Annotated in this window: 23 protein-coding genes; 10 read left to right on the top strand and 13 right to left on the bottom strand. The window is 48.4% G+C overall.

Annotated elements, in window-relative coordinates:
• The first annotated feature begins 5 nt into the window (after positions 1 to 5).
• Positions 6 to 635 (top strand): peroxiredoxin, encoded by a 630-nt coding sequence (locus tag H7F15_RS08150; protein WP_163915208.1) that lies wholly within the window; start codon positions 6 to 8, stop codon positions 633 to 635.
• 77 nt (positions 636 to 712) lie between these two features.
• Here H7F15_RS08150 and H7F15_RS08145 read toward each other — a convergent pair whose 3' ends face one another.
• Positions 713 to 1,624, bottom strand: a complete 912-nt coding sequence (locus tag H7F15_RS08145) for a ClpXP adapter SpxH family protein (protein ID WP_185196479.1) — start codon at positions 1,622 to 1,624, stop codon at positions 713 to 715.
• A gap of 122 nt (positions 1,625 to 1,746) precedes the next feature.
• Between H7F15_RS08145 and H7F15_RS08140 the strand changes: the two genes are divergently transcribed.
• Positions 1,747 to 2,061 carry a helix-turn-helix domain-containing protein gene (locus tag H7F15_RS08140; protein WP_185196478.1) on the top strand — a complete coding sequence of 105 codons (315 nt, stop codon included), beginning with the start codon at positions 1,747 to 1,749 and terminating at the stop codon, positions 2,059 to 2,061.
• 3 nt (positions 2,062 to 2,064) lie between these two features.
• Here the strand turns inward: H7F15_RS08140 and crcB are convergent, their stop codons facing one another.
• The 3 genes from crcB to H7F15_RS08125 all read right to left on the bottom strand — a co-directional run bounded on the left by crcB (position 2,065) and on the right by H7F15_RS08125 (position 3,593).
• Positions 2,065 to 2,436, bottom strand: coding sequence for a fluoride efflux transporter CrcB (crcB, locus tag H7F15_RS08135; RefSeq protein WP_185196477.1), 372 nt, complete (start codon positions 2,434 to 2,436; stop codon positions 2,065 to 2,067).
• Positions 2,437 to 2,449: 13 nt separating this feature from the next.
• Positions 2,450 to 2,881: a VOC family protein gene (locus H7F15_RS08130; protein WP_185196476.1), complete on the bottom strand. Its 432-nt coding sequence runs from the start codon at positions 2,879 to 2,881 to the stop codon at positions 2,450 to 2,452.
• An 82-nt stretch (positions 2,882 to 2,963) separates the two neighbouring features.
• Positions 2,964 to 3,593, bottom strand: coding sequence for an HAD family hydrolase (locus H7F15_RS08125; protein ID WP_185196475.1), 630 nt, complete (start codon positions 3,591 to 3,593; stop codon positions 2,964 to 2,966).
• Between the two features lie 116 nt (positions 3,594 to 3,709).
• Between H7F15_RS08125 and H7F15_RS08120 the strand changes: the two genes are divergently transcribed.
• Both H7F15_RS08120 and rsgA read left to right on the top strand, forming a co-directional pair.
• Positions 3,710 to 4,954 (top strand): 3-deoxy-D-manno-octulosonic acid transferase, encoded by a 1,245-nt coding sequence (locus H7F15_RS08120; protein ID WP_185196474.1) that lies wholly within the window; start codon positions 3,710 to 3,712, stop codon positions 4,952 to 4,954.
• A gap of 1 nt (position 4,955) precedes the next feature.
• Positions 4,956 to 5,879 (top strand): ribosome small subunit-dependent GTPase A, encoded by a 924-nt coding sequence (gene rsgA / locus H7F15_RS08115; RefSeq protein WP_185196473.1) that lies wholly within the window; start codon positions 4,956 to 4,958, stop codon positions 5,877 to 5,879.
• Positions 5,880 to 5,899: 20 nt separating this feature from the next.
• Here rsgA and H7F15_RS08110 read toward each other — a convergent pair whose 3' ends face one another.
• Positions 5,900 to 6,325: a hypothetical protein gene (locus H7F15_RS08110; protein ID WP_185196472.1), complete on the bottom strand. Its 426-nt coding sequence runs from the start codon at positions 6,323 to 6,325 to the stop codon at positions 5,900 to 5,902.
• Positions 6,326 to 6,540: 215 nt separating this feature from the next.
• Here H7F15_RS08110 and H7F15_RS08105 point away from each other — a divergent pair, with 215 nt between their 5' ends.
• Complete coding sequence (locus H7F15_RS08105; RefSeq protein WP_185196471.1) at positions 6,541 to 7,242, top strand: SDR family oxidoreductase; 702 nt, start codon at positions 6,541 to 6,543, stop codon at positions 7,240 to 7,242.
• Positions 7,243 to 7,305: 63 nt separating this feature from the next.
• On the opposite strand, the gene H7F15_RS08100 is transcribed toward H7F15_RS08105, so the two are convergent.
• Positions 7,306 to 7,935 (bottom strand): fasciclin domain-containing protein, encoded by a 630-nt coding sequence (locus H7F15_RS08100; RefSeq protein ID WP_185196470.1) that lies wholly within the window; start codon positions 7,933 to 7,935, stop codon positions 7,306 to 7,308.
• 124 nt (positions 7,936 to 8,059) lie between these two features.
• On the opposite strand from H7F15_RS08100, the gene H7F15_RS08095 reads away from it, so the two are divergent.
• Both H7F15_RS08095 and H7F15_RS08090 read left to right on the top strand, forming a co-directional pair.
• Positions 8,060 to 8,518: a peptidylprolyl isomerase gene (locus tag H7F15_RS08095; RefSeq protein ID WP_185196469.1), complete on the top strand. Its 459-nt coding sequence runs from the start codon at positions 8,060 to 8,062 to the stop codon at positions 8,516 to 8,518.
• Between the two features lie 280 nt (positions 8,519 to 8,798).
• Complete coding sequence (locus H7F15_RS08090) at positions 8,799 to 10,103, top strand: dicarboxylate/amino acid:cation symporter (protein WP_185196468.1); 1,305 nt, start codon at positions 8,799 to 8,801, stop codon at positions 10,101 to 10,103.
• Positions 10,104 to 10,238: 135 nt separating this feature from the next.
• Here the strand turns inward: H7F15_RS08090 and H7F15_RS08085 are convergent, their stop codons facing one another.
• Positions 10,239 to 11,756: a sigma 54-interacting transcriptional regulator gene (locus H7F15_RS08085; RefSeq protein WP_185196467.1), complete on the bottom strand. Its 1,518-nt coding sequence runs from the start codon at positions 11,754 to 11,756 to the stop codon at positions 10,239 to 10,241.
• A 180-nt stretch (positions 11,757 to 11,936) separates the two neighbouring features.
• Positions 11,937 to 13,037, bottom strand: a complete 1,101-nt coding sequence (locus H7F15_RS08080) for a VWA domain-containing protein (protein WP_185196466.1) — start codon at positions 13,035 to 13,037, stop codon at positions 11,937 to 11,939.
• Between the two features lie 156 nt (positions 13,038 to 13,193).
• Between H7F15_RS08080 and H7F15_RS08075 the strand changes: the two genes are divergently transcribed.
• Positions 13,194 to 13,568 (top strand): endonuclease domain-containing protein, encoded by a 375-nt coding sequence (locus H7F15_RS08075; RefSeq protein ID WP_185196465.1) that lies wholly within the window; start codon positions 13,194 to 13,196, stop codon positions 13,566 to 13,568.
• Positions 13,569 to 13,703: 135 nt separating this feature from the next.
• Here H7F15_RS08075 and H7F15_RS08070 read toward each other — a convergent pair whose 3' ends face one another.
• From H7F15_RS08070 to H7F15_RS08055, 4 genes are all read right to left on the bottom strand, one after another.
• Positions 13,704 to 14,684 carry an acyl-ACP desaturase gene (locus H7F15_RS08070; protein ID WP_185196464.1) on the bottom strand — a complete coding sequence of 327 codons (981 nt, stop codon included), beginning with the start codon at positions 14,682 to 14,684 and terminating at the stop codon, positions 13,704 to 13,706.
• A gap of 194 nt (positions 14,685 to 14,878) precedes the next feature.
• Positions 14,879 to 15,823, bottom strand: a complete 945-nt coding sequence (locus tag H7F15_RS08065) for a glycosyltransferase (protein WP_185196463.1) — start codon at positions 15,821 to 15,823, stop codon at positions 14,879 to 14,881.
• A 667-nt stretch (positions 15,824 to 16,490) separates the two neighbouring features.
• A complete protein-coding gene (locus H7F15_RS08060) occupies positions 16,491 to 17,594 on the bottom strand; it encodes a DegT/DnrJ/EryC1/StrS aminotransferase family protein (protein ID WP_185196462.1) in 1,104 nt (367 codons plus the stop codon).
• Between the two features lie 2 nt (positions 17,595 to 17,596).
• Positions 17,597 to 18,004 carry an FdtA/QdtA family cupin domain-containing protein gene (locus H7F15_RS08055; RefSeq protein WP_185196461.1) on the bottom strand — a complete coding sequence of 136 codons (408 nt, stop codon included), beginning with the start codon at positions 18,002 to 18,004 and terminating at the stop codon, positions 17,597 to 17,599.
• Between the two features lie 238 nt (positions 18,005 to 18,242).
• Here H7F15_RS08055 and H7F15_RS08050 point away from each other — a divergent pair, with 238 nt between their 5' ends.
• Positions 18,243 to 18,842 carry a YigZ family protein gene (locus H7F15_RS08050; RefSeq protein WP_185196666.1) on the top strand — a complete coding sequence of 200 codons (600 nt, stop codon included), beginning with the start codon at positions 18,243 to 18,245 and terminating at the stop codon, positions 18,840 to 18,842.
• Between the two features lie 226 nt (positions 18,843 to 19,068).
• On the opposite strand, the gene H7F15_RS08045 is transcribed toward H7F15_RS08050, so the two are convergent.
• Positions 19,069 to 21,798, bottom strand: a complete 2,730-nt coding sequence (locus tag H7F15_RS08045) for a hypothetical protein (protein ID WP_185196460.1) — start codon at positions 21,796 to 21,798, stop codon at positions 19,069 to 19,071.
• Positions 21,799 to 21,834: 36 nt separating this feature from the next.
• On the opposite strand from H7F15_RS08045, the gene H7F15_RS08040 reads away from it, so the two are divergent.
• Positions 21,835 to 22,797: a universal stress protein gene (locus tag H7F15_RS08040; protein ID WP_185196459.1), complete on the top strand. Its 963-nt coding sequence runs from the start codon at positions 21,835 to 21,837 to the stop codon at positions 22,795 to 22,797.
• Positions 22,798 to 22,803: the final 6 nt, after the last annotated feature.

Genomic DNA, 22,803 nt, shown 5'->3' with positions numbered 1-22,803 from the left:
TAAACATGGCAGTATTAGTAGGTAAAAAAGCACCTTCTTTTAAAGCAATGGCCGTTGAAAATGGCGAGTTTGTAGAAAACTTCTCTCTGGAGCAGTACATTGGTAAGAAGCACGTAATTTTCTATTTCTACCCAATGGACTTCACTTTCGTTTGCCCTACCGAGATCATCGCGTTCCAGGACAGAATGGAGGAGTTTGAGCGTAAAAACGTTGCTGTAGTTGGTTGCTCTACTGACACACATTTCTCTCACTTTGCATGGCTGAACACACCACGTAACCAGGGTGGTATCGAGGGTGTAAACTACCCGCTTGTAGCTGATGCTTCTAAAACAATTGCTCAGAACTACGATGTATTGGCTGGTCACTACGAGTACAACGAAGAAGGCCAGGTAGAATTTGTTGGTGAGCCGGTTGCTTACCGTGGTCTGTTCCTGATTGATAAAGAAGGTGTAGTTCGTCACCAGGTTGTGAACGACCTTCCGCTTGGTCGTTCTATCGACGAGGCACTGCGTATGGTTGATGCCCTTCAGTATTTCGAAGAGAAAGGTGAAGTTTGCCCAGCAAACTGGTCTGAAGGCAAAGAAGCTATGCAGGCTACGAAAGAAGGTGTATCTAACTACCTTGCAAAGCACTAAGCTTTAAAAGTAACTTATTGATAAAAAAATCCCCGGCAGTTTTGCCGGGGATTTTTGTTTTATGATTATAGTTCAGCTTACTGCTTCAGCCACAGCGCACCGTTCTTAGAAGCATATTTGCCAATCTTACCTTCTTCGTATAGATTCTGCAAATGCACTTCCGCTTCGCTCTTTTTCATGCCAGCCAGTACAGCAAACTCCTTCGTGGTAAGCGTGCTATAGTTGGCAAACAGCGAAGTGTAATCAGTATCATACTCCATTTTGGTTGCCTCCGGATGTAACTGCAATAGCGCCTGCTCATATTGCTCGTAAGGTCTTGAGCCATACACCAGCACGCGGTTATCGTTCTCGTCCGACACAAAAATGGTCGGGAAGCCTCTCACCCCCAGCTGGCGCGCAATAGTTAAATCCTGCTGGAACAGCTCTACTGCTTTGCCTTCAAAATCAGTTTTCAGTTGCGTTACATCCAGGCCGGTTTGCTCAGCAGCAAGAGCCAGGTTATCCCAACGGGCAATGTTTTTCTTCTCCAGGAAGATCATCTCCTTTATTCTGCGCAGGAATTTCACAGCTTTTTCTTCGCCTTGTAACTGGGCTGCTTTAAAAGCTATAGATGGCGGATACGATGATGGCAGCGGATCTTCCAGCCACAGATCGCCGTCTATTGGCATTTCGTAATGGGCGCCGGCTTCTTCCCAGTGCTGGGCTACGCTGGCAGGTCCGTTCACATCGCGGCCACCGTACGTATCCCAGCTCCTAAGCAAGCCACCCATGCGGTATTCTACTTCAAAATAAGGTCCGTACTCCAGTGCCAGCTTCTTCAGTTGCGGATCGATGCCCCAGCACGAAGAACAGATTGGGTCGGTGAAGTATAAAAGTTTGATCGGTTTCTTAGTAGCGGCGATATTGGTATCTTCTATAGTTACTTCTGAATTTGGTATTTCGCAGATACCGGTTTCCATATCGCAATGCATTTGTGGTTTCGTCTCCATGGTTTTATTTCTCGTTAAACATTGTAAAAATTAACCTGTTACCTTAGTAGCTAACAGGCTGTATTGAACTACTTTTACAAAGGTCGAACTATAATCAGGGAGAGTCAATTAGTCAAAAAAACATGACTACCAACAATTTTTCACAAGGCGACGCGAGTTGTCCCGCCGAGAACATTTTAAAGCAATTATCCGGAAAATGGAAACCGCAGATCTTTAGATTGGCGCTGGAAGGGCCGGTGCGGTTTAATAGTTTGCTGCGCCAATTACCGGGCTCCAACAAACAATCGGTGGCTACAGCGCTGAAGGAAATGGAAGAAGCAGATATCCTGGTGAAGACTATAGTTCATGAAAAACCGCTGCACATTGAATATACCCTGTCGGAGAGAGGACAGGCAATGGTGTCGGTTTTCAGAAGTATGGAAGGTTTCCTGAACTGATTTTTACGCCAGCTTAACCAGCCACAGTCCAATAAACGTTGAAAGCAATCCGAGCAACACGCTCGCCAGTACATAAATGATAGCCGGCCAGTACTGTCCGCCTTGTAGCAGGCTTATCGTTTCGCCGGAAAAAGCGGAGAACGTGGTAAAGCCTCCTAATACGCCGGTCACCAGAAAAAAGCGCCATTCATCTGATAAAGTACCTTTTGCAAAAAGCCCAAACACCACCCCGATCAGGAAACAGCCAACTATATTCACTACCAGCGTACCAACCGGAAATTGGGTCAGGCTTTTTGATTGTATAAGCTGCGATAACAGGTAACGCCCTACGCCACCTATAAAACTGCCTGCCCCAATCGCCAGTAGTATCTTCATGGTAAACTATAGTTTAGTGCTTTTGCTCATAGTCATAGTTCACCATCCAGTTAATACCGAATTTATCGGTGAACATACCGAACAGCGCACCCCAGAATGTTTTATTCAAAGCCATCGTTACCTGGCCACCAGCAGATAAGCCATCGAATAAACGCTTTGCTTCGTCTTCGTTATCGGCGTTTATAGAGATAGAGAAGTTGTTGCCCATTACAGTGGCATGACCAAACGCTTCAGAAGAATCTGATCCCATTAAAGTAGTTTCTTTGCTGATCGGCAGGGAAATGTGCATGATCTTATTGCCTTCTGATTCCGGGATCGGGTTTTCGGAAGGCATGTCTTTAAAGCGGCCTACGTACGGGAAATCTCCACCGAAAACAGATCTGTAAAAGTTGAATGCTTCCTCGCAGTTGCCTGCAAAGGTCAGGTAAGGGCTGATTGATGCCATAGTATAGTTTATAAGGTTAGATGATCGTTCTGTTTCCAAATATAGAACAATTAATATCTTTCCCAATCAGCTAAACTATAGTTTAGGCTTGCTTTTTATAGGGCTTCAGTTTTCCGTCTTTTACCAGCCAGGCTTTGTCAGCTTGCTTTACAATTTCTTCTTTATCGTCGGAGTAGGCTTCTACAATTCTGTACTTCTGGCCTTTAAAATGCTGGTCTAAGCGGGCAATTTTTTCTTCTTCCTTGCAGGCTTTGCCATCTACCAGGTACGTGTTGTCGGTATAGTTTGCCTTCGTCCCGAAAAAGCCATCAATCTTATATAGTTTAAACAATGGCTCCACGTAAATTTCCAGCCCGCCGGTAGCACAGAAAACCTGTACACCATCCTTCTTCAGCTTATCCAGTCGTTCCTTTATTTCCTGGTTAAAATTCTCCGGGTATTCCTGCTCCCAGAACTCTTTGGCGTATTCTTTTACTTTTTTGGGTGGGATGTTATCCAGGTAATCAAAGAAGTTCTCCTTAAACTCCGTTTGCCTGATCTGGTGCATTTTAAGCAACGCTTTGTAGTAGAGCATCTGGACATAATAAGCGAGTTTGTGCGGCTTTTTGGTGCTGATGAACTTGAAAAACTCGTCTTTGGAGCTCTTGTTATAGAAGGTCTTGTTCAGGTCGAAAACTGCTATTTTAATTTCCTGCGCGTTGCTATCTGCCATTTTGGGTTTGCTGTTTAGGGTAAGGATTGTACGAAACTATAGTTGCCAGAGATGGCGCCGGGCTAAACTATTGCCGCCTAAACCGCTATATTTGCAGCAGAACACAACCTATAGTTTTGAAACTACTCTACGACATCGGGCTGAAAGCTTACAACGGACTACTGACCGTAGCGGCACCTTTTAACCAGAAGGCAAAGCTGATGCTGCAGGGCCGCGACAGGCAGTTTGAGAGGTTACAGGAGGCGTTTGCTGGCAACACAGCACCGGTAGTGTGGTTTCATTGTGCTTCGCTGGGTGAGTTTGAGCAAGGCCGCCCGGTTATCGAAGCGTTTAAAGTCGAATTTCCGGAGTACAAAGTACTGCTAACCTTCTTCTCTCCTTCTGGTTACGAAGTGCGCAAAAACTATAGTGGGGCCGATTTTATCTTTTACCTGCCGCTTGATAGTGCTGCCAATGCCCGGAAGTTCATAACTATAGTTCAGCCGAAGCTGGCGGTGTTTGTAAAGTACGAGTTCTGGCATTATTACCTGCAGGAACTGGAGCAGCGCCATATTCCGATACTTTCTATTTCGGCTATTTTCCGTCCGGACCAGGTTTTTTTTAAGCCATATGGCGAGTTTAACCGCAACATGCTGCGCCGTTTCACGCATATCTATACACAAAACAAACAATCGCTGGAGCTGCTGCAAAGGATTGGTATTACCCAAACAACTATAGCCGGCGATACGCGCTTCGACCGTGTACTGCAGACTGCCGCCACTATAAAACCGATTCCTATAGTGGATGCCTTTACTGCCGGGCAACAGGTATTTATGGTAGGCAGCAGCTGGCCTGCCGATATTGATGTTTTACTTCCGCTTATCCAGAAGTATAAGTCAACTATAAAATTCATCATCGCGCCGCACGAGATCCATGAAAGTGGTATAGCTGCTTTAATGCAAACTATATGCGAAGGTGCTGTGAGGTTCTCTCAGGCTGATGCCCAAACTATAGCCAACTATAGCGTGCTGGTGATCGATAACATCGGGATGCTGTCGGCGCTCTATAGTTACGGCACGTACGCTTACATTGGTGGTGCTTTTGGCAAAGGACTTCATAACACATTAGAGGCTGCCGTATTTGGGTTACCGCTGTTTTTCGGGCCTAAGTATGGTAAGTTTCAGGAAGCGGTGGATCTGGTAAAACTAGATTGTGCTTTTCCGGTGAATAATGCCGATGAGCTGCTGGCTGCTTTTGAGAAGGTACATACCACACCCGGCGCTAGACAAACTATAACCGACACCGAAAAACAATACGTACAAGAGCAGGCAGGCGCCACCACACAAATTATGGCCGACATACAGCGCCTGTTAAAAAGATAAGATGAAAGGAGTTGTAGTTAAATCGACTGGATCGTGGTATTTGGTTCGGGATGCGGAAGGCAAACTGCACCGTGCCCGTTTGCGCGGTAAATTCAAGATAAAAGGCCTGAAAGTAAGCAACCCGCTGGCCGTTGGCGATCGCGTAGAATTTGACGTGGAAACGACAGGTGAAGACACGGCTGTAATTCATAAAATAGAAACCCGCGAAAACTACATCATCCGCCAGAGCACGCACAAAACAGCTTACTCGCACATCATCGCGGCCAACCTGGACCAGGCCCTGCTTATCGTTACCCTTGTTTCGCCGCGCACATCGTTTGGTTTTATAGACCGTTTTTTAGTCACCGCCGAAGCTTACGACATCCCGACGATACTGGTGTTTAACAAAACCGATTTGTACGATGAGGAGATGCGCGATTACCAGCGCCAGATCAGCCACATGTACCAGCAGATCGGCTATAGCAGCATCACGGTTTCGGCTAAGACTAACGAAGGAATTGAGGAAATGAACAGCCTGCTGCACGGCAAAACAACCTTACTTTCGGGCCACTCCGGTGTAGGAAAATCCACGCTTATCAACCTTATAGTGCCAGATCTGGAATTGAAAACTTCTGAGATTTCTGACTTCTCGGATAAAGGCGTGCACACTACCACGTTTGCAGAAATGTTTGAGATCGATAACGAGACCTTTATCATCGACACGCCAGGTATTAAGGAGCTGGGTATAGTTGATATCTCTAAAAACCAGTTAGGCCACTATTTCCCAGAGATGCGCGAGCGTATGAACCAGTGCCGCTTCAACAACTGCACCCACTTTAACGAACCTGGCTGCGCTATAGTAGAGGCAGTCCGCCACAACGAAATTTCGCTCACCCGCTACGAAAGTTACCTGAGCATGCTGATGGGAGACGATAACAGGAAGTAAGAGTTTAGGAGTTAGAGAGTTCAGGAGTTTTGTGTAGTGTTATCCTGCAGCCATTCTTTTGCGGTTGCCTCGTCGTTAAATTCCTTGTAAACCAGGCTGGTTTCAGGTAAACTCTGCAGATCCGCTACAAGCCCTTTCACAAAGTTTTCGCGGTTCAGGTTCGTGGTGCCTAAACGGGCTATGCGCTCCAGCCGGGTTTGTACCAGGTTCTTTGCAAAGTTTACATTTAGCTCCACATACTCCTCATCCGACACAGCAACCACATCCTCACGGGCATCAATCAACAGCCTTTTAATATCATAGCTACGGATCTTCTCTACCAGAATCTGCATACTATACCTTAACTCAGGACTTGTAGCGGTATCGCTTGCAAGCCACTTTACTACCAATGTATCGAAGCCCACCTCATAATTTAAAACGATAAGGCCATCTTTATGCAGAATCATGTATGCGGAAACGTAAGGGTAAGAGAAAACAGAGGTGTAATATAAGGAATTATAGTTAACCAGAAGCCTTCGCTTACAGCTTAGCCACAGTTTTAGTTTGGGCCGTAGTTGTTTATTATGTACAAAAACAGAGCCTGCCTATAGTTACTCACCTCATCCTTATAGTTTGCGCTGCCGTTAACCATTTATATGTCAGAAGATTAACAACTATAGCTATGAAATTGGACAACGCGAATATTCTGATAACCGGCGGCACGCTGGGCATTGGTCATGCCACCGCCGACCTGTTGATAAAACATGGGGCTAATGTGGCCATAACCGGCCGCGACGAGAAAAGAACCCATAAAGCCGCCCGCTCGCTTGGCGCATTTCCTATAGTTGCGGATGTGGCTGATTACGGCGATGTGAAGCATACGTTCACAACTTTCATGAATGAGTTTGGCCACCTGGATGTGCTGATAAACAATGCCGGTATCGGAATTTATAAACCGCTGGATGAACTGACGATAGCCGATTTTGAGCAGGTGTATCGCGTAAATGTTTATGGAGCGGCTATGATGGCAGCTTCGGCCGCTAAAATTTTCAAGAAGCAGAACTATGGCAACATCATCAATATCGGCTCTACGGCTGCAACCAAAGGTGGCGAGGGCGGTTCGGTGTATGCCTCATCTAAAGCAGCGCTACGCAGCATGACCCAAAGCTGGCAGGCTGAACTCCGGAAATATAATGTGCGGGTGATGCTGATTAACCCAAGTGAAGTAACCACCGCTTTTGGCCGCGAAGACCGGGAGGAGCGCCACGCGCAACCGAACAAGTTACGCGGTCAGGAAATTGCCTGGGCTATAAAAAGCGCTCTGGAAATGGATAACAGGGGTTTTATTCCAGAACTGGCTGTGTGGGCAACCAACCCGTTTTAAACTATAGACAGGCCTTAGTGCCTCCGGAGTACTTATCTATAGTTGCTTAAACTATAGTTCCGGTTACAGATGCTGCTCCTTTGGTAACAGCACTTTGTCCACTATATGCATGACGCCGTTGCTGCTTTCCACGTCCGAAATGATCACTTCGGCACCGTTTATTGTTACGTTTTCCTGCCGTTTTGATACTTCCAGTTCCCCGTTGGCCAGCGTTTTTATCCTGGAACCATCCTGCAGCGCGGTGGCATCAAGTTTTCCGGCCACAATGTGGTTATTCAGCAACGCTTCCAGTTGCTGTCTGTTCCCTGGCTTGGTCAAGTCTTTCAGGGTATTACCGGGCAGTGCCTCGAAGGCTTTGTTAGATGGCGCAAACACCGTATAGGGACCTGTATTGTTCAGGGTTCTCAGCAAACCGGCCTTCTTTAAGACTAAAATAAAAGTAGAGAGTTCCGCTTTGGATTGGGCATTCTGTGGTATGGTGAGCGAAGATGGCACCTCCCCGTTTCCGGCGGCAGATGCTATATTCACCTGGTCGGTCTGGGCGAGCCTGCTGGCGGCCGAAGCATTTGTATCCTGCTGTTCTGCTCCCTCCTGCCGGGTATTCTTTTCCTGGTATTTATCGGGACCACAGCCTGTAAGTAAGGCAAAACATACAGGCAGGCTCAGCAGATAATGTTTTAAGCATGTCTTCATAAGTAAGTGGTAGGGGCTGGTTCTCCGGCTGGCCAGTAAGCTAAACTGGAGTTTTATAGTCTTCTTAAACTATAAATTGCGTACTTTTGTTTTTGACCGATGTTTAAACTTAACGCATAAACGCATGAAAACTGCAGAGATCCATACAGGTAAAGGTGTCATGAAAGTAGAGTTCTACGAAAAGGACGCCCCCAAAACAGTTGACAACTTTATAAAACTTGCCAAAGACGGCTTTTACGATGGCCTTACGTTCCACCGTGTAATTCCGGATTTCGTGATACAGGGTGGTTGCCCTAACTCGCGCGAAGGCGCCAAAGGCATACCTGGCACCGGCGGCCCGGGCTATAAAATTGACTGCGAACTGACAGGCGAGAACCAGTACCACGACCGTGGCGTGCTGAGCATGGCACACGCAGGCCGCAACACAGGCGGGTCACAGTTCTTTATCTGCCACAGCCGCAAAAACACAGCCCACCTCGACCGTAACCACACCTGCTTCGGTAAAGTAGTAGAAGGCCTGGATGTGATCGACCAGATCAAGGCAAATGATAAGATCGAAAAAATTGTAGTAACAGAGGAATAATCCCTCAGCAACTATAGCACAGAAGCCGCTCCCCGCACAGGAGCGGCTTTTTTGTACCAAACTATAGCCCGTTTATTACACTCACAGAAGCAATGTTTTCATAATTCCAACAAAGTATAGCCACACCCAGTATTTACTTTTAAATTAAGATCGCAGGAAATACGGCACCCAAAGGGCACATCTGCTTTGCCACGCCGGCTATAGTTGGTACCACTCCTGCCTTGTCTGAAAAACTGGAAAGTTACTGCTGCACAAAAGCGGCTTTCACAACAGATACAACATGAGAAAACTTGCACTTCACTGGCAGATACTAATCGGTATGACCCTGGGCGTACTCTGGGGGATGTTTGCCAGCGGCTTCGGCCTGGTTACCTTCACCCTCGACTGGATACAGCCTTTCGGCACCATCTTTATAAACCTGCTGAAGGTGATTGCAGTGCCCCTGGTGCTGGTATCGCTTATTACAGGCGTGTCCAGCCTCAGCGATATCAGCCGGCTTTCCCGCATCGGTTCCAAAACTATAGGTATCTATCTTTTTACAACGGTACTGGCTGTCTCGCTGGGCTTGGTGCTGGTTAATATATTTGAGCCGGGAAAAGCATTCTCGCCCGAGAAACGGGAAGAGTTCCGGGAGCAGTTTGCCAACACTACTTCCGAAAAATCATCCGACGCTGAAACCGTGAAAGAACAGGGCCCGCTGCAGCCATTGGTAGATATTGTGCCCGGCAACATTTTCGGTGCCATGACCGACAACGGCAAAATGCTGCAGGTTATCTTTTTTGCGCTGCTCTTCGGCATTGCCCTCATCACCATCCCTCCCGACAAAGCCCAGCCGGTAAACGACTTTTTTGAGGGCACGAACATGGTGATTTTGCGCATGGTGGATTTTATAATGAAAACAGCGCCTTATGGCGTATTTGCGCTGCTGGCAGGTCTGGTTGTAGAGTTTGCGGGCAACGACCCCGGCTCGGCGGCAGAACTGTTACTGGTGCTTGGCTATTACTGCATTGTGGTAGTGTTGGGGCTGGCTATTCTTATTTTTATAGTTTACCCTTTACTGTTTACAACGGTAGGTAAAATAAAGTACAAACAATTTTACAAGGCGATATTCCCGGCACAGATGCTGGCTTTCTCCACTTCGTCGAGTGCCGCAACGCTACCTGTTACCATGGAGTGCGCCGAAAGAAATCTTGGCATAAACCGCGAGATCAGCAGCTTTGTGCTGCCCCTGGGAGCAACTATAAACATGGATGGCACCAGCCTTTACCAATCGGTAGCGGCCGTATTTATTGCACAGGCGTATGGGATGCACCTTGATCTGATGACGCAGTTAGGAATTGTGATGACAGCAACACTTGCCTCGATAGGGGCGGCTGCGGTGCCGGGCGCCGGTGTGGTGATGCTGGTTATTGTACTGCAACAAGCTGGAATACCAATAGAAGGTATTGCGCTCATACTCGCCCCGGACCGACTGCTTGATATGTGCCGCACCACCGTAAACATTACCGGCGATGCGACGGTAGCTGCCATGGTTGCCCGCACCGAAGGCCAGATGCACCCGGTTACAGAGATAAGAGTAGAGTAGCGTACAGCAAAGCCCTCATCGTAAAAGTAATTTTCACGGTGAGGGCTTTGCTTGCTTCATGTTTAAATGTGAGGTTGTCTTTTTACAAAGGATGAGACCAACTATAAGCTTTCATGTTTTAGTAGCCTCATAACCTTAAAAATCATCTTCTTCCTCTTCGCCAAATTTTGGCATCGTGAACATACCGCTGAGCAGGTCTTTGAATTGCAGCCCGGTGCTCAGGCGGCTTTTGCTTAACTGGCTGTGCTCTGCTAAACCGTGCAGGGCAAATTCCATCATAAACAGCTTTTCATCGCCTTTCGTGTTTTTCTGGTGCGCATCAACCAACTCCTCCAGGCCGGGCACTCTTTTCAGCGCTTTCTTATAGTCTGCCGCCGATGCATCATTCAGGATGTCCACAGTATTGCCGTCGCCAAACCAGTCTGTTATCGTTTTGTAAGGATTGGCCTGCTTGCTTTTCTTCACCTTGTCCGGATCCGGGAAATATTTCAGGAACTGCGTACGGATGGCTTTGCCCATCAGCACCTGCGCCACATGCCCTGCTCCTTCCTGCTCTCCTTCATACACCAGCTCTACTTTACCTGTTACAGATGGAATTGTATTCAGGAAATCAGCAACACGCACATAGGTTTTGTTTTCGCCATTCAGTAAAGCACGGCGTTCGGCAGCACTCAGCAGGTTCTCATAAGCCGAAATGGTTAAACGCGCTGATACACCGCTTTTCGGGTCCACATACTCACTTTCGCGTGCTTCAAACGCTACCTGCTCTATCAGATCGCCGATAATGTCGTTGGTTTGTACGAGTTTTTCCTGCTCGTCTTTAATGTGTGCTTCCTGCTGGGTAATTTTCTTACCTACTTCTATAGTCTTAGGGTAATGCGTGATGATCTGCGAATCGATGCGGTCTTTCAGTGGTGTAACTATAGATCCACGGTTGGTGTAGTCTTCTGGGTTAGCCGTGAACACAAACTGAATATCCAATGGCATGCGCACTTTAAAACCACGGATCTGGATATCGCCTTCCTGCAGAATATTGAACAGCGCTACCTGGATTCTTGCCTGAAGATCGGGTAGTTCGTTAATCACAAAAATCCCGCGGTGTGAGCGCGGTATTAACCCGAAATGGATGACGCGTTCATCAGAATAAGGCAGCTTCATAGTAGCCGCTTTTATAGGGTCTGCATCCCCGATCAGGTCGGCTACTGATACATCAGGCGTTGCCAGCTTTTCGGTGTAACGGTCCTCGCGGTGGAGCCAGCTAATGGGTGTGTCGTCGCCGTGTTCCTGTATCAGGTCTTTGGCGTGGCGTGAGAGCGGTTGCAATGGATCATCGTTTAGTTCAGAGCCCTGCACAACGGGTATGTACTCATCCAACAGGTCTATCATCTGGCGGGCAATACGGGTTTTGGCCTGTCCGCGTAAGCCCAGCAGGTTAATGTGGTGCATCGAAAGGATTGCCCGCTGCATGTCCGGAATAACAGTTTCTTCATAACCCCAGATGCCCGGAAAAACATCTTCCTTGTTCTGCAGCTTTTTGATCAGGTTCTGGCGCAGCTCCTGCTTCACTGACTGCGGTTCGTAGCCGGTTGCTTTCAGTTGCCCCAGTGTTTTTATATGTAATAGCTTATCGGCTGGTATGTCTTTATACTCCATTGTTTCAGTTATCAGTTAACCACTTATCAGTAAGCAGTTTTAATGGTTAAATGGTTGATGGTTAAATTGTTGATCTTCTTGTGTAAACCCACCCCTAACCCCTCCAAGGAGGGGAATTTATACTTCCTAAATTTATTCCTTCTCAAACTCTTACTTCTCTAACTCCCAAACTCTTAAACTCTAAAAGCTTTTCTTTCTGTTTCGGCCGTAGTCCCGGAAAACCAAGTGGCCGAGGCCTTTGAGCGAACTATAGTATGCCTGCCCGTTATTCACTTTGGTAAACTCATCTACGAATTGCTGCAGGTAGGGGTCCGATGCGATCATAAAGGTGGTGATCGGGATCTTCAGACGGCGACACTGGGCAGCCAGGTTCAGCGTTTTGTTCACTACTTTCCGGTCCAGGCCGAAGCTGTTTTTATAGTAGTTCAGACCGATCTTCAAGCAGGTTGGCTTCCCGTCAGTGATCATGAAGATCTGTTTGTTCGGTGTTTTCCGTTTGCGCAGAATGTCCATGGCCAGCTCTAAACCCGCAACCGTGTTGGTGTGGTAAGGCCCCACTTCCAGATAAGGCAAATCCTTCACTTCTATTTGCCAGGCATCATTCCCGAAAACGATGATATCCAGCGTATCTTTCGGATATTTCTGTTTCACGAGCTCGGCCAGCGCCATTGCTACTTTTTTGGCTGGTGTAATGCGGTCTTCGCCATACAGGATCATAGAGTGCGAAATATCGATCATCAGTACTGTAGAAGCCTGTGTTTTGTGCTCGGTTTCGGTTACTTCCAGGTCCTGCTCCGTTAACCTGAACTCGCCTAAGCCGTGGTTTACCTGCGCGTTGCGGATAGAATCGGTCATGGAAATCTGTTCTAGCGCATCACCAAACTGGTACTCGCGGCGGTCGGTGCTGGCTTCGTCGCCGATGCCGGTGTGTGGGGTAGCATGTGTACCCTGCCCGCCTTTTTTCAGCTTCCCGAAGATCTCTTCCAACGCACTGCGACGTATGCTCTGTTCACTCTTGGCAGTTATTGTGAAACTACCGCGTTCCTGCGGGTTCTCATCGAGGTAGCCCTTGCGTTTCAGGTCTTCTATAAAATCTCCGATGCCGTATTCGTCGCTGGTCAGGTTGTATTGTTTATCCAGGGAGCTGAGCCAGCTGAGTGCCTCGCCCACATCGCCGGAACTGATCGTTACCAACTGCAGAAACAGCTTCAGTAGTGTCTCAAAGTCGGGCTTGCTGTCTTCCGGCGGAATGTATTCTGCAAATCTGTACCCTAAAGCCATAGTTTGTAATAAGTTGTATAGTATAACAACGCTGCAGGCGTTTTGTTAGTTTACCTTCCCCCGGCCCCTTCCTAAGGACAGGAAGGGGAGATTAGCATTTGACCTGCAATTGGAACTGCTTTCTCCATAGTTGTTGTTCGTGGCTCAAATATTCGTATGAGAAAAGATCAGCTACACAGTTTACCCCATCTAAAGGAGCAGCGAACTGTACTTCGGAACTCGATGACATTTGCGGAGCAAGTGCTCTGGCAGGAACTTCGTAGCTGGAGAATGTCAGGCAGAAAGTTCAGACGCCAGCACAGTATCGAGAACTTTATAGTTGATTTTTATTGCGCTGCAGAGCGTTTGGTGATTGAAATAGATGGTACCGTACACGATACCCCGGAAGCAATTGCAAATGATAAGCTAAGAGATGAAAAGCTTCGCAATTGGGGCTATGCAGTACTCCGATTCCGGAATGATGAGGTGCTGGAGAATTTAGAAGCAGTGAAGGATAAAATAACATCCTTTCTAAAAGTTACATCTTCCTAAGTACAGTGAATTTTTTAATTTGTATTCCCCACTTTTATGCTCCCCTTCCTGTTCTTAGGAAGGGGCTGGGGGAAGGTAAAAAGGGCAGGCTACTTTCGTAACCTGCCCTTTTCTATAGTTTAGTTCAACTCCTTCTTAGTCAGCTATCCAGCGGAACTTGTATTCCAGCTGTGGTACTTTCATACGCTCTGCTACGCGCTTTAAACGGGCAGGTAGCGCCATCACATAGTCACGGGCACGCTCGCCAGCTTCATTCAGGCCAGTCAGGGTTTCAATTTTCCATTCTTTGATCAGGCCTTCCAGGATGTCGGTATAATCGGCAGATGTATACACGCCTATACGCTGGGCCGCATCTGTAAAGTGACCAAATGTCTTACCAAGGTCAACACCAAGTTCGCGCATGTAGTGAGCCGGCATTACAATCTTCTTGCGCATCATGTCTTCAAAAGCCAGCATCATTTCGTTTGTATCGGCTTCAAAAATTTTACCTACAAACGACTTGTAAGCTTTGGCATGGCGGGCTTCGTCGGCAGCTACGTGACCGCAAAGTTTAGCCAGTACGTTATCGCCTTCGCGCTTCGCGATCTGGGCCACACGGCGGTGCGAAATGTTAGTAGCAGTCTCCTGGAAGGATGTATACACAAACGAACGGTACGGGTCATTATCGGTCATCAGGTCAAAACCGTCCGCAATCAGGTACTGCGTTGATGCTTCCATTTCGCGCATGTTGATGCGGCCGCTCAAAAACAGGTAACGGTTCAGAATATCGCCGTGGCGGTTTTCTTCTGCTGTCCAGGCGCGGTTCCAGCGCATCCAGGGTCCCTGTGGGTCGCTTGGTAAACCATCGATCGTCATCAGCCAGCTCTCGTAAGTTGGGAGCGCTTCTTCTGTAATTGTGTCGCCTACTAAAACAGCAAGCAGGTCATACGACAATTCCTTGGCACGTTCGCGCAGTTCTTTTACTTCTGTTAAAAAGTTATCAACTGTTGAGTCTGGTAAAAGGTCGGCAGGCTGCCAGCTATCTTCCACTGTTTTCAGGAGTTCAGTGATTTTTTCGCCGACAAAATCTTCCATCCATTTTATTACTTCTACACGCGAGGAAAGTGCTGTGATCATACGTAGGTGCTTATTTTAAAACTCAAATATACAGATTAATGCCGGAACTATGGCAGCCGCTTTAACAATTAGTTAATCAGGTTGTTGGCCAGCCGCATGCTTTAAACTAATATGTACGCGAAAATCCCGAAATGTTTATCATATTAATCTCAGAAAGAATAGCACAAAAAAACTGACCAGCGCAATCGTTTCGGTTATTTCCCGTACCGGACCTTATAGTACAGTCGCCTGATAAAACTCAACGATAACTTCCTGTCATTCAGCATCTTGACAAAACCATAAACTACGCTATAGTTTGGATGCAGTTGCTGAAGCAGCTCCAGAAACTGCGCAGCTTCCGGAAAATGATCGGTAAGGTAGGCGTGGCGGATCTCGTACTTCAGCAGTTTTACAAGTGCAGCTTTTTCTTCGTCTGTTCTGATCAGATCCGCAGCTTTTTGGCAGACCTTTAGTGTGGAGCGCAGCATTTTACCATCCGAACTATAGTATCGTTGCGAAAGTGATGCAGCATGCAGTCTGCGCTTGGTGGTTACTTCCGGCAGGTAACTGTAGTTCCAGTTGCGGGAGGACCGCACCCAGAAATCAAAGTCCTCATAGGCCAACGTTTCGTCGTAGCCATTCAGTTCTTCCAGCACGGTGCGCCGCATCATCATGGTAGGCGGACAAATAAAATAGCGTTCCAATACTTCCTGAAACACATTGCCTTCCGCAGCTGGTCTGTATTTATGGCTATGCAGGTAAAGATGGTTGGATCGATCGTTGATGTACGCGGCGTCGGAATAAACCACGCCAAAGTTTTGGCCCAGCTTCCGGAATTGGTTTACCTGCTTCCCAACCCTATCCGGCAGCAGCACGTCGTCAGTCGCAAAATCGATCACAAATTCACCTTTCGATTCGCGCCAGCCTGTGTTAAATGCTTTGGTATTGCCCACATTTTTACCAGTGCTGATATACCTTAGCTGCGGATTCCGGCGGCAATATTCCTCAATGATAGCCGGACTGTTATCAGTACTGCAGTCATCCACTATAATCAATTCCAGGTTGTCATACGTCTGCACTAATACCGAGTCCAAGGCCTCTTCCAGGAAGCGCTCGTGGTTGTAGCAAAGGCAGATGATGGAGACAAGTGGTTGGGACATGGCTGCTAAAATAAGGATTTATAGTTATTCTATAGTTGCTGTTTTTAGTTGTAAAGCCAGTATTGTCATTTCGAGTGTAGCGAGAAATCTATCTCAGCCTATAGTTACTTCATTGCCATCCCGAGCGTTAGCCGAGGGATCTTATGTGTCCTTTAGTTCTATAGTTGGCTCTGCTTACTGCTGGAACTAAACTATCCTTCCAAAATTCCTTTATTCCTGGGAGCTCTAAGAACCTACAGTTTTATAGTTTCGTTGGCTCCTTCCCGGGCCGGGAGGCCCCGTCTTCGGGCATCGCGCGGTGTACATTTCCTTTGCTCGTACCTCGCAATGCCTTGCGGCACCAGAAATCTACAAGGCGCTCAACCCAAAGACTGATAGCAATTCGATAGTCAATGCCTTAGCTATAGTTGATGTTTTAGCTCTTAGCTTGGGCAGATCGGTTTTCTCCTGGTTATAGTTCCAAAGGGACAGGTAAACCTGTCCTGTTCGTGGTCTGTAACTATAGAATTATAGCTGAAACTATAGCAATATCAGAGTTCCCCTCCTTGGATAAGGAGGGGCAGGGGTGGTTTGATTACCGCAATTATAAAACTGTAACTTAAACTATAGCCACAGCCCTAATCCTGTAAATCCTTTAATCCTGAAAATCCTGATTCAGAAAAAAAATTCAGACAAAAAAAGCTTTTACACTTCTGATAACATGCTCCTGTTCTGCTTCTGTCATGCCGGGGAAGAGGGGGAGGCTCAGGCTGGTGGAGGCCAGTTCTTCTGTAACCGGGAAATCGCCCGGCTTATAGTTCAGGAAACGATAGGCTGGCTGCAGATGAATGGGAACCGGGTAATGGACTGCTGTCTGGATACCTTGCTGTTGCAGATAGTTTCTCAGTTCATCTCGGCGCGTTGTACGGATGTTGAAGATGTGGTAAACGTGGCTAGAGTCTTTGGCCGTTGCCGGCAGAGTAAGTGCTGCTATAGTTTGCAGTTCCTGCTGGTAGCGCTGCGCCAGCAGTTGCCGTTCCTGGTTCTGCTGGTGCAAATAAGTTAATTTCACGCTTAGCACGGCCGCCTGCAGCGTGTCCAGCCTCGAGTTTACACCGATAAGGTCGTTGTGGTATTTTTCCTGCTGGCCATAGTTACGGTATTTTCTGATGTAGTTTGCCAGGCCCGGATCGGATGTTACAACTGCGCCGCCGTCACCAAGGGCACCCAGGTTTTTGGTGGGGTAAAAACTGAAAGCAGCTGCATCGCCAAACGTGCCTGCAAACTGGTTTTTATAGGTTGCTCCGTGGGCCTGCGCCGCATCTTCTACCAGCTTTAAACTATAGGCTTTGCATAGTTGCTGTAATGCTTCCATTTCGCAGGGCTGGCCGTACAGGTGCACCGCAACTATAGCTTTGGTCTTGGGTGTAATGTGCTTCCCGGCTGTGGCCGCGGTAAGGTTATAGGTTTGTGCGTCGGGCTCGGCAAATACAGGTTTGGCCCCAAGGTGGACTACGGCATTGGCAGTAGCAATAAAAGTATTGGCTGGTAAGATCACTTCATCTCCTGCCCCAACCCCAACTGCTCGCAGCGCCAGTACCAGCGCATCAAATCCGTTGCCTACCCCAATAGCGAAATCAGCACCCAGAAACCTGGCAAACGCATGTTCAAACGCTTCTACATCCGGCCCCAGTATAAACTGTTGCTCCCGCATAACTCGCGCTACGGCCTGTTCTACCTGCTGTGCCAAGCCTTGCGGCCAATCCCGGAATGCTACGTATGGTACCTGCATTGCTATAGTTTCCCGATCAGCTTTTTAAACATGTCATAGTCCCGCAGGTAGTCCTGTTCGTCGTAATCGGTGCTGGCCAGGCAAAGGGCTATAGTTCCCTCTGTAAAGGTGAGTTCAGTCCAGCACATGGCGGGTATGTACAACCCTTCGGCTGCCGACGATAATACAAACTCTTTTATGCCGCTGCTGGTCTCGGCTGTTACCTTTATAGTTCCGTTCAGGGCTATCAGCACTTCGCGGGTAGTTTTGTTGGCATGATGTCCGCGTACCCGTTCCGGTGGAGTGCCCTGTATCCAGAATACCCGTTGTATGGCAAATGGCAGCTCCCGGGCAAACTGTGTGGACGTAAGAATCCCCTCGGCAGCAGTGCCTGCCTGCTCAAAAGAAATAAGGTAAGGAGTTTCAGCCAACAGTTTGCGGTTAAAGTGTAGCTGCAAATAAATCTAAATTACGCTAAATTGCTAATAACCGTGGCCAGAGCTTTCCTGTGTTTTATCTGCTAAATACCGGCGTTGTAACGGGCAACGCACCAGGCTATAGTTTATCAGGCGGGAAGTACTCAAAAAATCCCTGACCAACTATAGCCACAGCAGTACCGACACTTATCCTGACCTTGTTTCAGGAAAATGTTGCAAATTTGTTCTGATGATGCAGGACACCTACCGAACTATAGCCGAACCCACCGAGAGTATTTATAAGGAAAAAGGCAGTAAATTCCTGGCTTTTGCTTACCCCGTTTACTCCGAGGACGATATAAAAGAGCACCTGGCCGAGCTGCGCAAAAAGTACTTCGATGCCCGCCACCATTGCTACGCCTATATTTTAGGAGCCGATAAAAGCCGCTACCGTGCCAACGACGATGGCGAACCCAACCACTCTGCCGGTGACCCTATCTTGGGCCAGATACGTTCTGCCGATCTGAGCAATGTACTGGTGGTAGTGGTGCGCTATTTTGGTGGCACCAAATTAGGCGTAAGCGGCCTGATAAATGCCTATAAAACCGCTACCGCCGACGCCCTTGCCAAAGCCACTATCATCGAAAAACACGAGACCGCCTTGCTGCACATCCACTTTGGCTACCCCCAGATGAACGACGTGATGAGCCTGGTAAAAGACTATAATCTGTCCGTACGCCAGCAACAGTTCGAGCTTACCTGCACCCTGACCATCGAAGTAAGAAAACAACTTCAGCAGGAAGTTACCGCCAAACTCGAAGCCATAGACGAAGTGAAAGTGGAGGAAGTTTAGGAGTTAAAGAGTTTGAGAAGTTAGAAAGTTGACAATGTAGAGACGCAATACCTTGCGTCTCCGCTATGAAACTATAGGTCTCAACGGGGATTTTCTGAACTATAGAACTATAGCAAAGGCAGTGATTTCCCTTCTTGAGAGATTGAGATGGGTTAGTTTACAGCTAACTATAGCTTAACTATAGTTAGCGCAACTACACTCATCAACCTTCCATTCTTACCTCCTTTTACCGCTTTAACCGGAAATTTATTTTCTGAAGCTCTTTGCGATATACCTTGTAGAGCGAATAGGTATTTTCGGCTTCGTTGTGGTAAATGGTTACCGGCTGGCTGCTGTCCAGAGACCTGCCCCCGATCAGTTTGCCGGTAGCATCATACAGGTAAGTTTCCTGTGGACCAAGTTCTGTGATAGCAAAAATCACATGGCCGCCCCCAAAATTAAAGTATTGCACCACCTTAGGAGCCGATGTCACAAATCGCTTCTCGAACAATAGCTTCTGCTCCTGGTCAAAAATGGCTACTTTCCCGAATTCCTGCCGGGCAAACACATAGCTGTTGGCCTTTCCGTTTTCGTCCTGCACCAGCTCGAACATGGCACTTTTGCTTGGGCGGGGTAGTTTTTTTCGTTGTAGCTCGCGGCCCTGCAGGTTAAAGGTCACCACATCGCCGTAGCGGGTTATAGTTGTAAGCTCGGTGCGCCGCATGTCTGCCCCTGTTTTGGTTACCACTGCCCCCGAACTTACCGGCGACTTTAAACTGAACGGAAAGCCCTGGTAGGCATCGCCGTTGCGGTTAAGGGCATACACAAACCCGTTTTCCAGCAGCGCCACGATCACATCGCGGTTACCGACCAGCAACTGCTGTGGTGCGGCTGCCAGCTTATAGTCCAGGCTGCGTGGCTGCCAGCCCTGTATGGCGTTGCCCCGTATGTCGTACATGTACAGATTGCCCAGTTCATCATCGGCCAGCAGGTTATAGTTGCCGCTACGGTTATAGTCTATAATGGTCAGGCGTTGCAGGGCCAGGGTGTCGGTCAGGTTAAAAGGGAAGTTCTCCAGCGGCTGTCCCTGCCTGTCGAGGGCATGCAGGCGGTTTTCGGTAGCAAAAAGGTAGCGCAGCCTCGCATCAGGCCCTAACGGCAATTGTTTTATGCTGCCTTGCACGGTGCTGCTCAAAGTATCGGTCCAGGTGTGGCGGCCATCGGCGGTAATGTTGTGCAACACATAAGCTGAATCCTGCACAATAACCTCAGGAGTGCGGTCCACTACATTCTGCACGGCAAACGGTCTTGATATTAACCTGCTGCTGAACGGCAACGAGAAAATCTCGGTAAAACTGCTTTCCGAATTGGCGCTGCTGCGCTCCTGCTTCCAGAGCACAAGGCTGGTATAATACTGATTCTCGACACGCGCGTACTGCAGCCCAACGTGGTTAAATTTCCGGATGAACGAAGATGCCTGCAGCAGGTCTTCCCGCTCCTGGTCAGTAGTATAGCGGCCCAGTATGTTCCAGGCGTTTACTGTGTTCAGGAAAAGGCTGAAGTTGGCTTCCTGCAGTACCTGCTCCTGAAAGGCCTGTTGTGCCTGCGACTTACTCCATACTTTTTCAGCCAGTATATCATCTATCAGCGAACGGGCCGTGCTTAGCTCATCCGTAAACAGCACGTAATCTTCCAGTTGTACGGCATAAACCTGCTCAAACCCTAAAAACAGTTCCCCGAACATGCGCCCGGGCAGCTCTGCTACGGGCATCTGCTGTATCACAAAGCCGCCGTAACGGCTGCCATGCAGGGTGCCTTTGTAAGCGGACTTCGCCTGTGTGGTTAGTTGGTTCAGCAGCTTGTTTACCCGTGCTTTGTTCCCCATGCGGGCATACACAACTTTTTCGGGGCTGGTACGGATGCTGGCCGCCTCCAGGTAAGCCAGCGCCAGTTCCTGCCTGAAACTGATGGCCAGGCTGTCGATGGTGGCGTCGTAGGGCGTAGGTGGTAGTTTGGTTATAGTTTGTTTTACCCGGGCCACCTGCTGCACGCCAAAATGGAAAAGCACCGCCGTGCGCACCGACAGGTAGTCTTTTACCAGCAGTGGTTTTGGTTTTACAGCCAGCAGGTTGTTGTGCAACGATGCCTTTAACGGTTCCGGATTTGAGAATCCGTTCAGGGATATTTTATCGTTTTCGAGCTTGAGCTGCAGCATACCGTTGCGGCACAGGCTGCTCAGATAACGCACCTGCGGCATGATATCATCTTTCAGAAACAGGTGCAGCAGGTCTGGTACCTCGCGGTTATTCACAAACACGTTGGCATACACATCCGGCTGGGTCAGGTAGTTGGTGTTCCTGTAATCGGCGGCTATAGAGGTTGGCTCATCCAGCGCAGCGCGGCGCACCACTTCCTGTATCAGGGCGGCCGAAGAGCTGAGGATAATGTTGTTATGGTAAGTAAAATAAGTAAAATGCAGGTTCAGGGGCTTGTAGGTTACCTCCGTCAGCAGTGCATCGTTGTATTTGCGGGATTTCTGCTCAAAGCTGGGGTGCTTTGCCATGTTTTCGGTCAGGGTGCGCAGAAAGCGGTGCTCGCCCACTGATGTTACCGGCACATAAAAAACAAAACTCAGCTCTTTATCAGCTGTAATGTGTGCCGAGGTAAGGATGTTCTTCTTATCCAGAAAGCGGGAAAGGCGCTGGCGGCCCGGCGAGATGCTGTCGAGCAGGGCCATGTTCTCCTGAAACTCCTGCACTACGGGCAGCACTTCCATGCTCTGCCATAGTTCGGTCTGGTTTAGGTGTGCGGCCAGGGCCTCGTGGTTGTTTGTTTCCACAACTATAGCTGCACTCTCAGGCACAATTGCCCAAAGGTCTACCTTCTCGCGGGAGGCTTGCCAACGGCTAAAGCCATAGTAGGCCAGCGACGCCAGCACCACAAAACCGATAAAGTAGAAAAACAGGTGTTTCAGCATGAAATGCGATATCTGACCACAAAAATATATTATTTTTTGGAACCACCGTTTTTCGCAGCCTTTGTTACGTGGTTTGAGCCAAACTATAACGGTGTGCCGCTACGTATACTCTACCCTAACTTAACTGCGCTGCTTATGTTCAGAATTCTGGTACCTGTTGACCTTACCGAGAACGCCACAAAGGTCTGCGATTTTGCCCTTGCCTTCAGCCGGCATGCCTCGCACACCCAAATGGTGCTGTTACATTGCTACCAGGACTACCTGGATGAGTCAACTACAGGAAATGCTTTTTCGGACCCGGCCAGTGCCTCTGAGCTGGTAACAGACCGTGTGCTGCTCCGCAACCAGCAGGAGGCCGAAGAAAAACTGGACAAACTATACCTGGCCATCCGCAAAACCCACCGGCATCTGCAACTGGAGCGCGTGCTTATGTATGGCCTTCCGGAAGAATGTATAAAAGAAGAAGTGCAGCGCTTTAAACCGGACCTGCTGGTAATGGCCACCAAAGGCGAATCCAACATAGCCCGTACATTTTTCGGCACCGTATCCACCAATATTATCAAAGAAGTAACAGTGCCTGTACTTACCGTGCCTGCTACCTACGACAACACCACCATTAAGCGCGTGCTTTACGCCACCGATTTCGACAAATCAGATACTGCGGCGCTTAACACCCTGCAGCAACTGGTACAGCCTTTCGGGGCGGTTATAGAATGCGTGCACGTAGCCGATGAGCCAAACAGCAGCGAACAGGCGGAACTGGAAGCCCTACGCCAGAAACTACAGCAGACTGCCACCAGCAACCTGAACTATACCTTACTGGACGGCGCCGACGTGGCCGATGCGCTGCAACGCTTTGTAACCGAACAGGCCATTGATATGCTGGCACTTACCACACGATCGCGCACCCTGCTGGGCTCCCTGCTGAACCCCAGCCTTGCCAAACGTATGGTACTGGAGTCGCAGGTGCCGTTGCTTATACTACATGCCGCCGAGTAAACTATA

Origin of the sequence: Pontibacter sp. Tf4 (assembly GCF_014212495.1) — a bacterium.
GTDB lineage: Bacteria > Bacteroidota > Bacteroidia > Cytophagales > Hymenobacteraceae > Pontibacter.
Note: the sequence above shows the minus strand (reverse complement) of the source record. Positions and strands in the feature narration are given on the sequence as shown.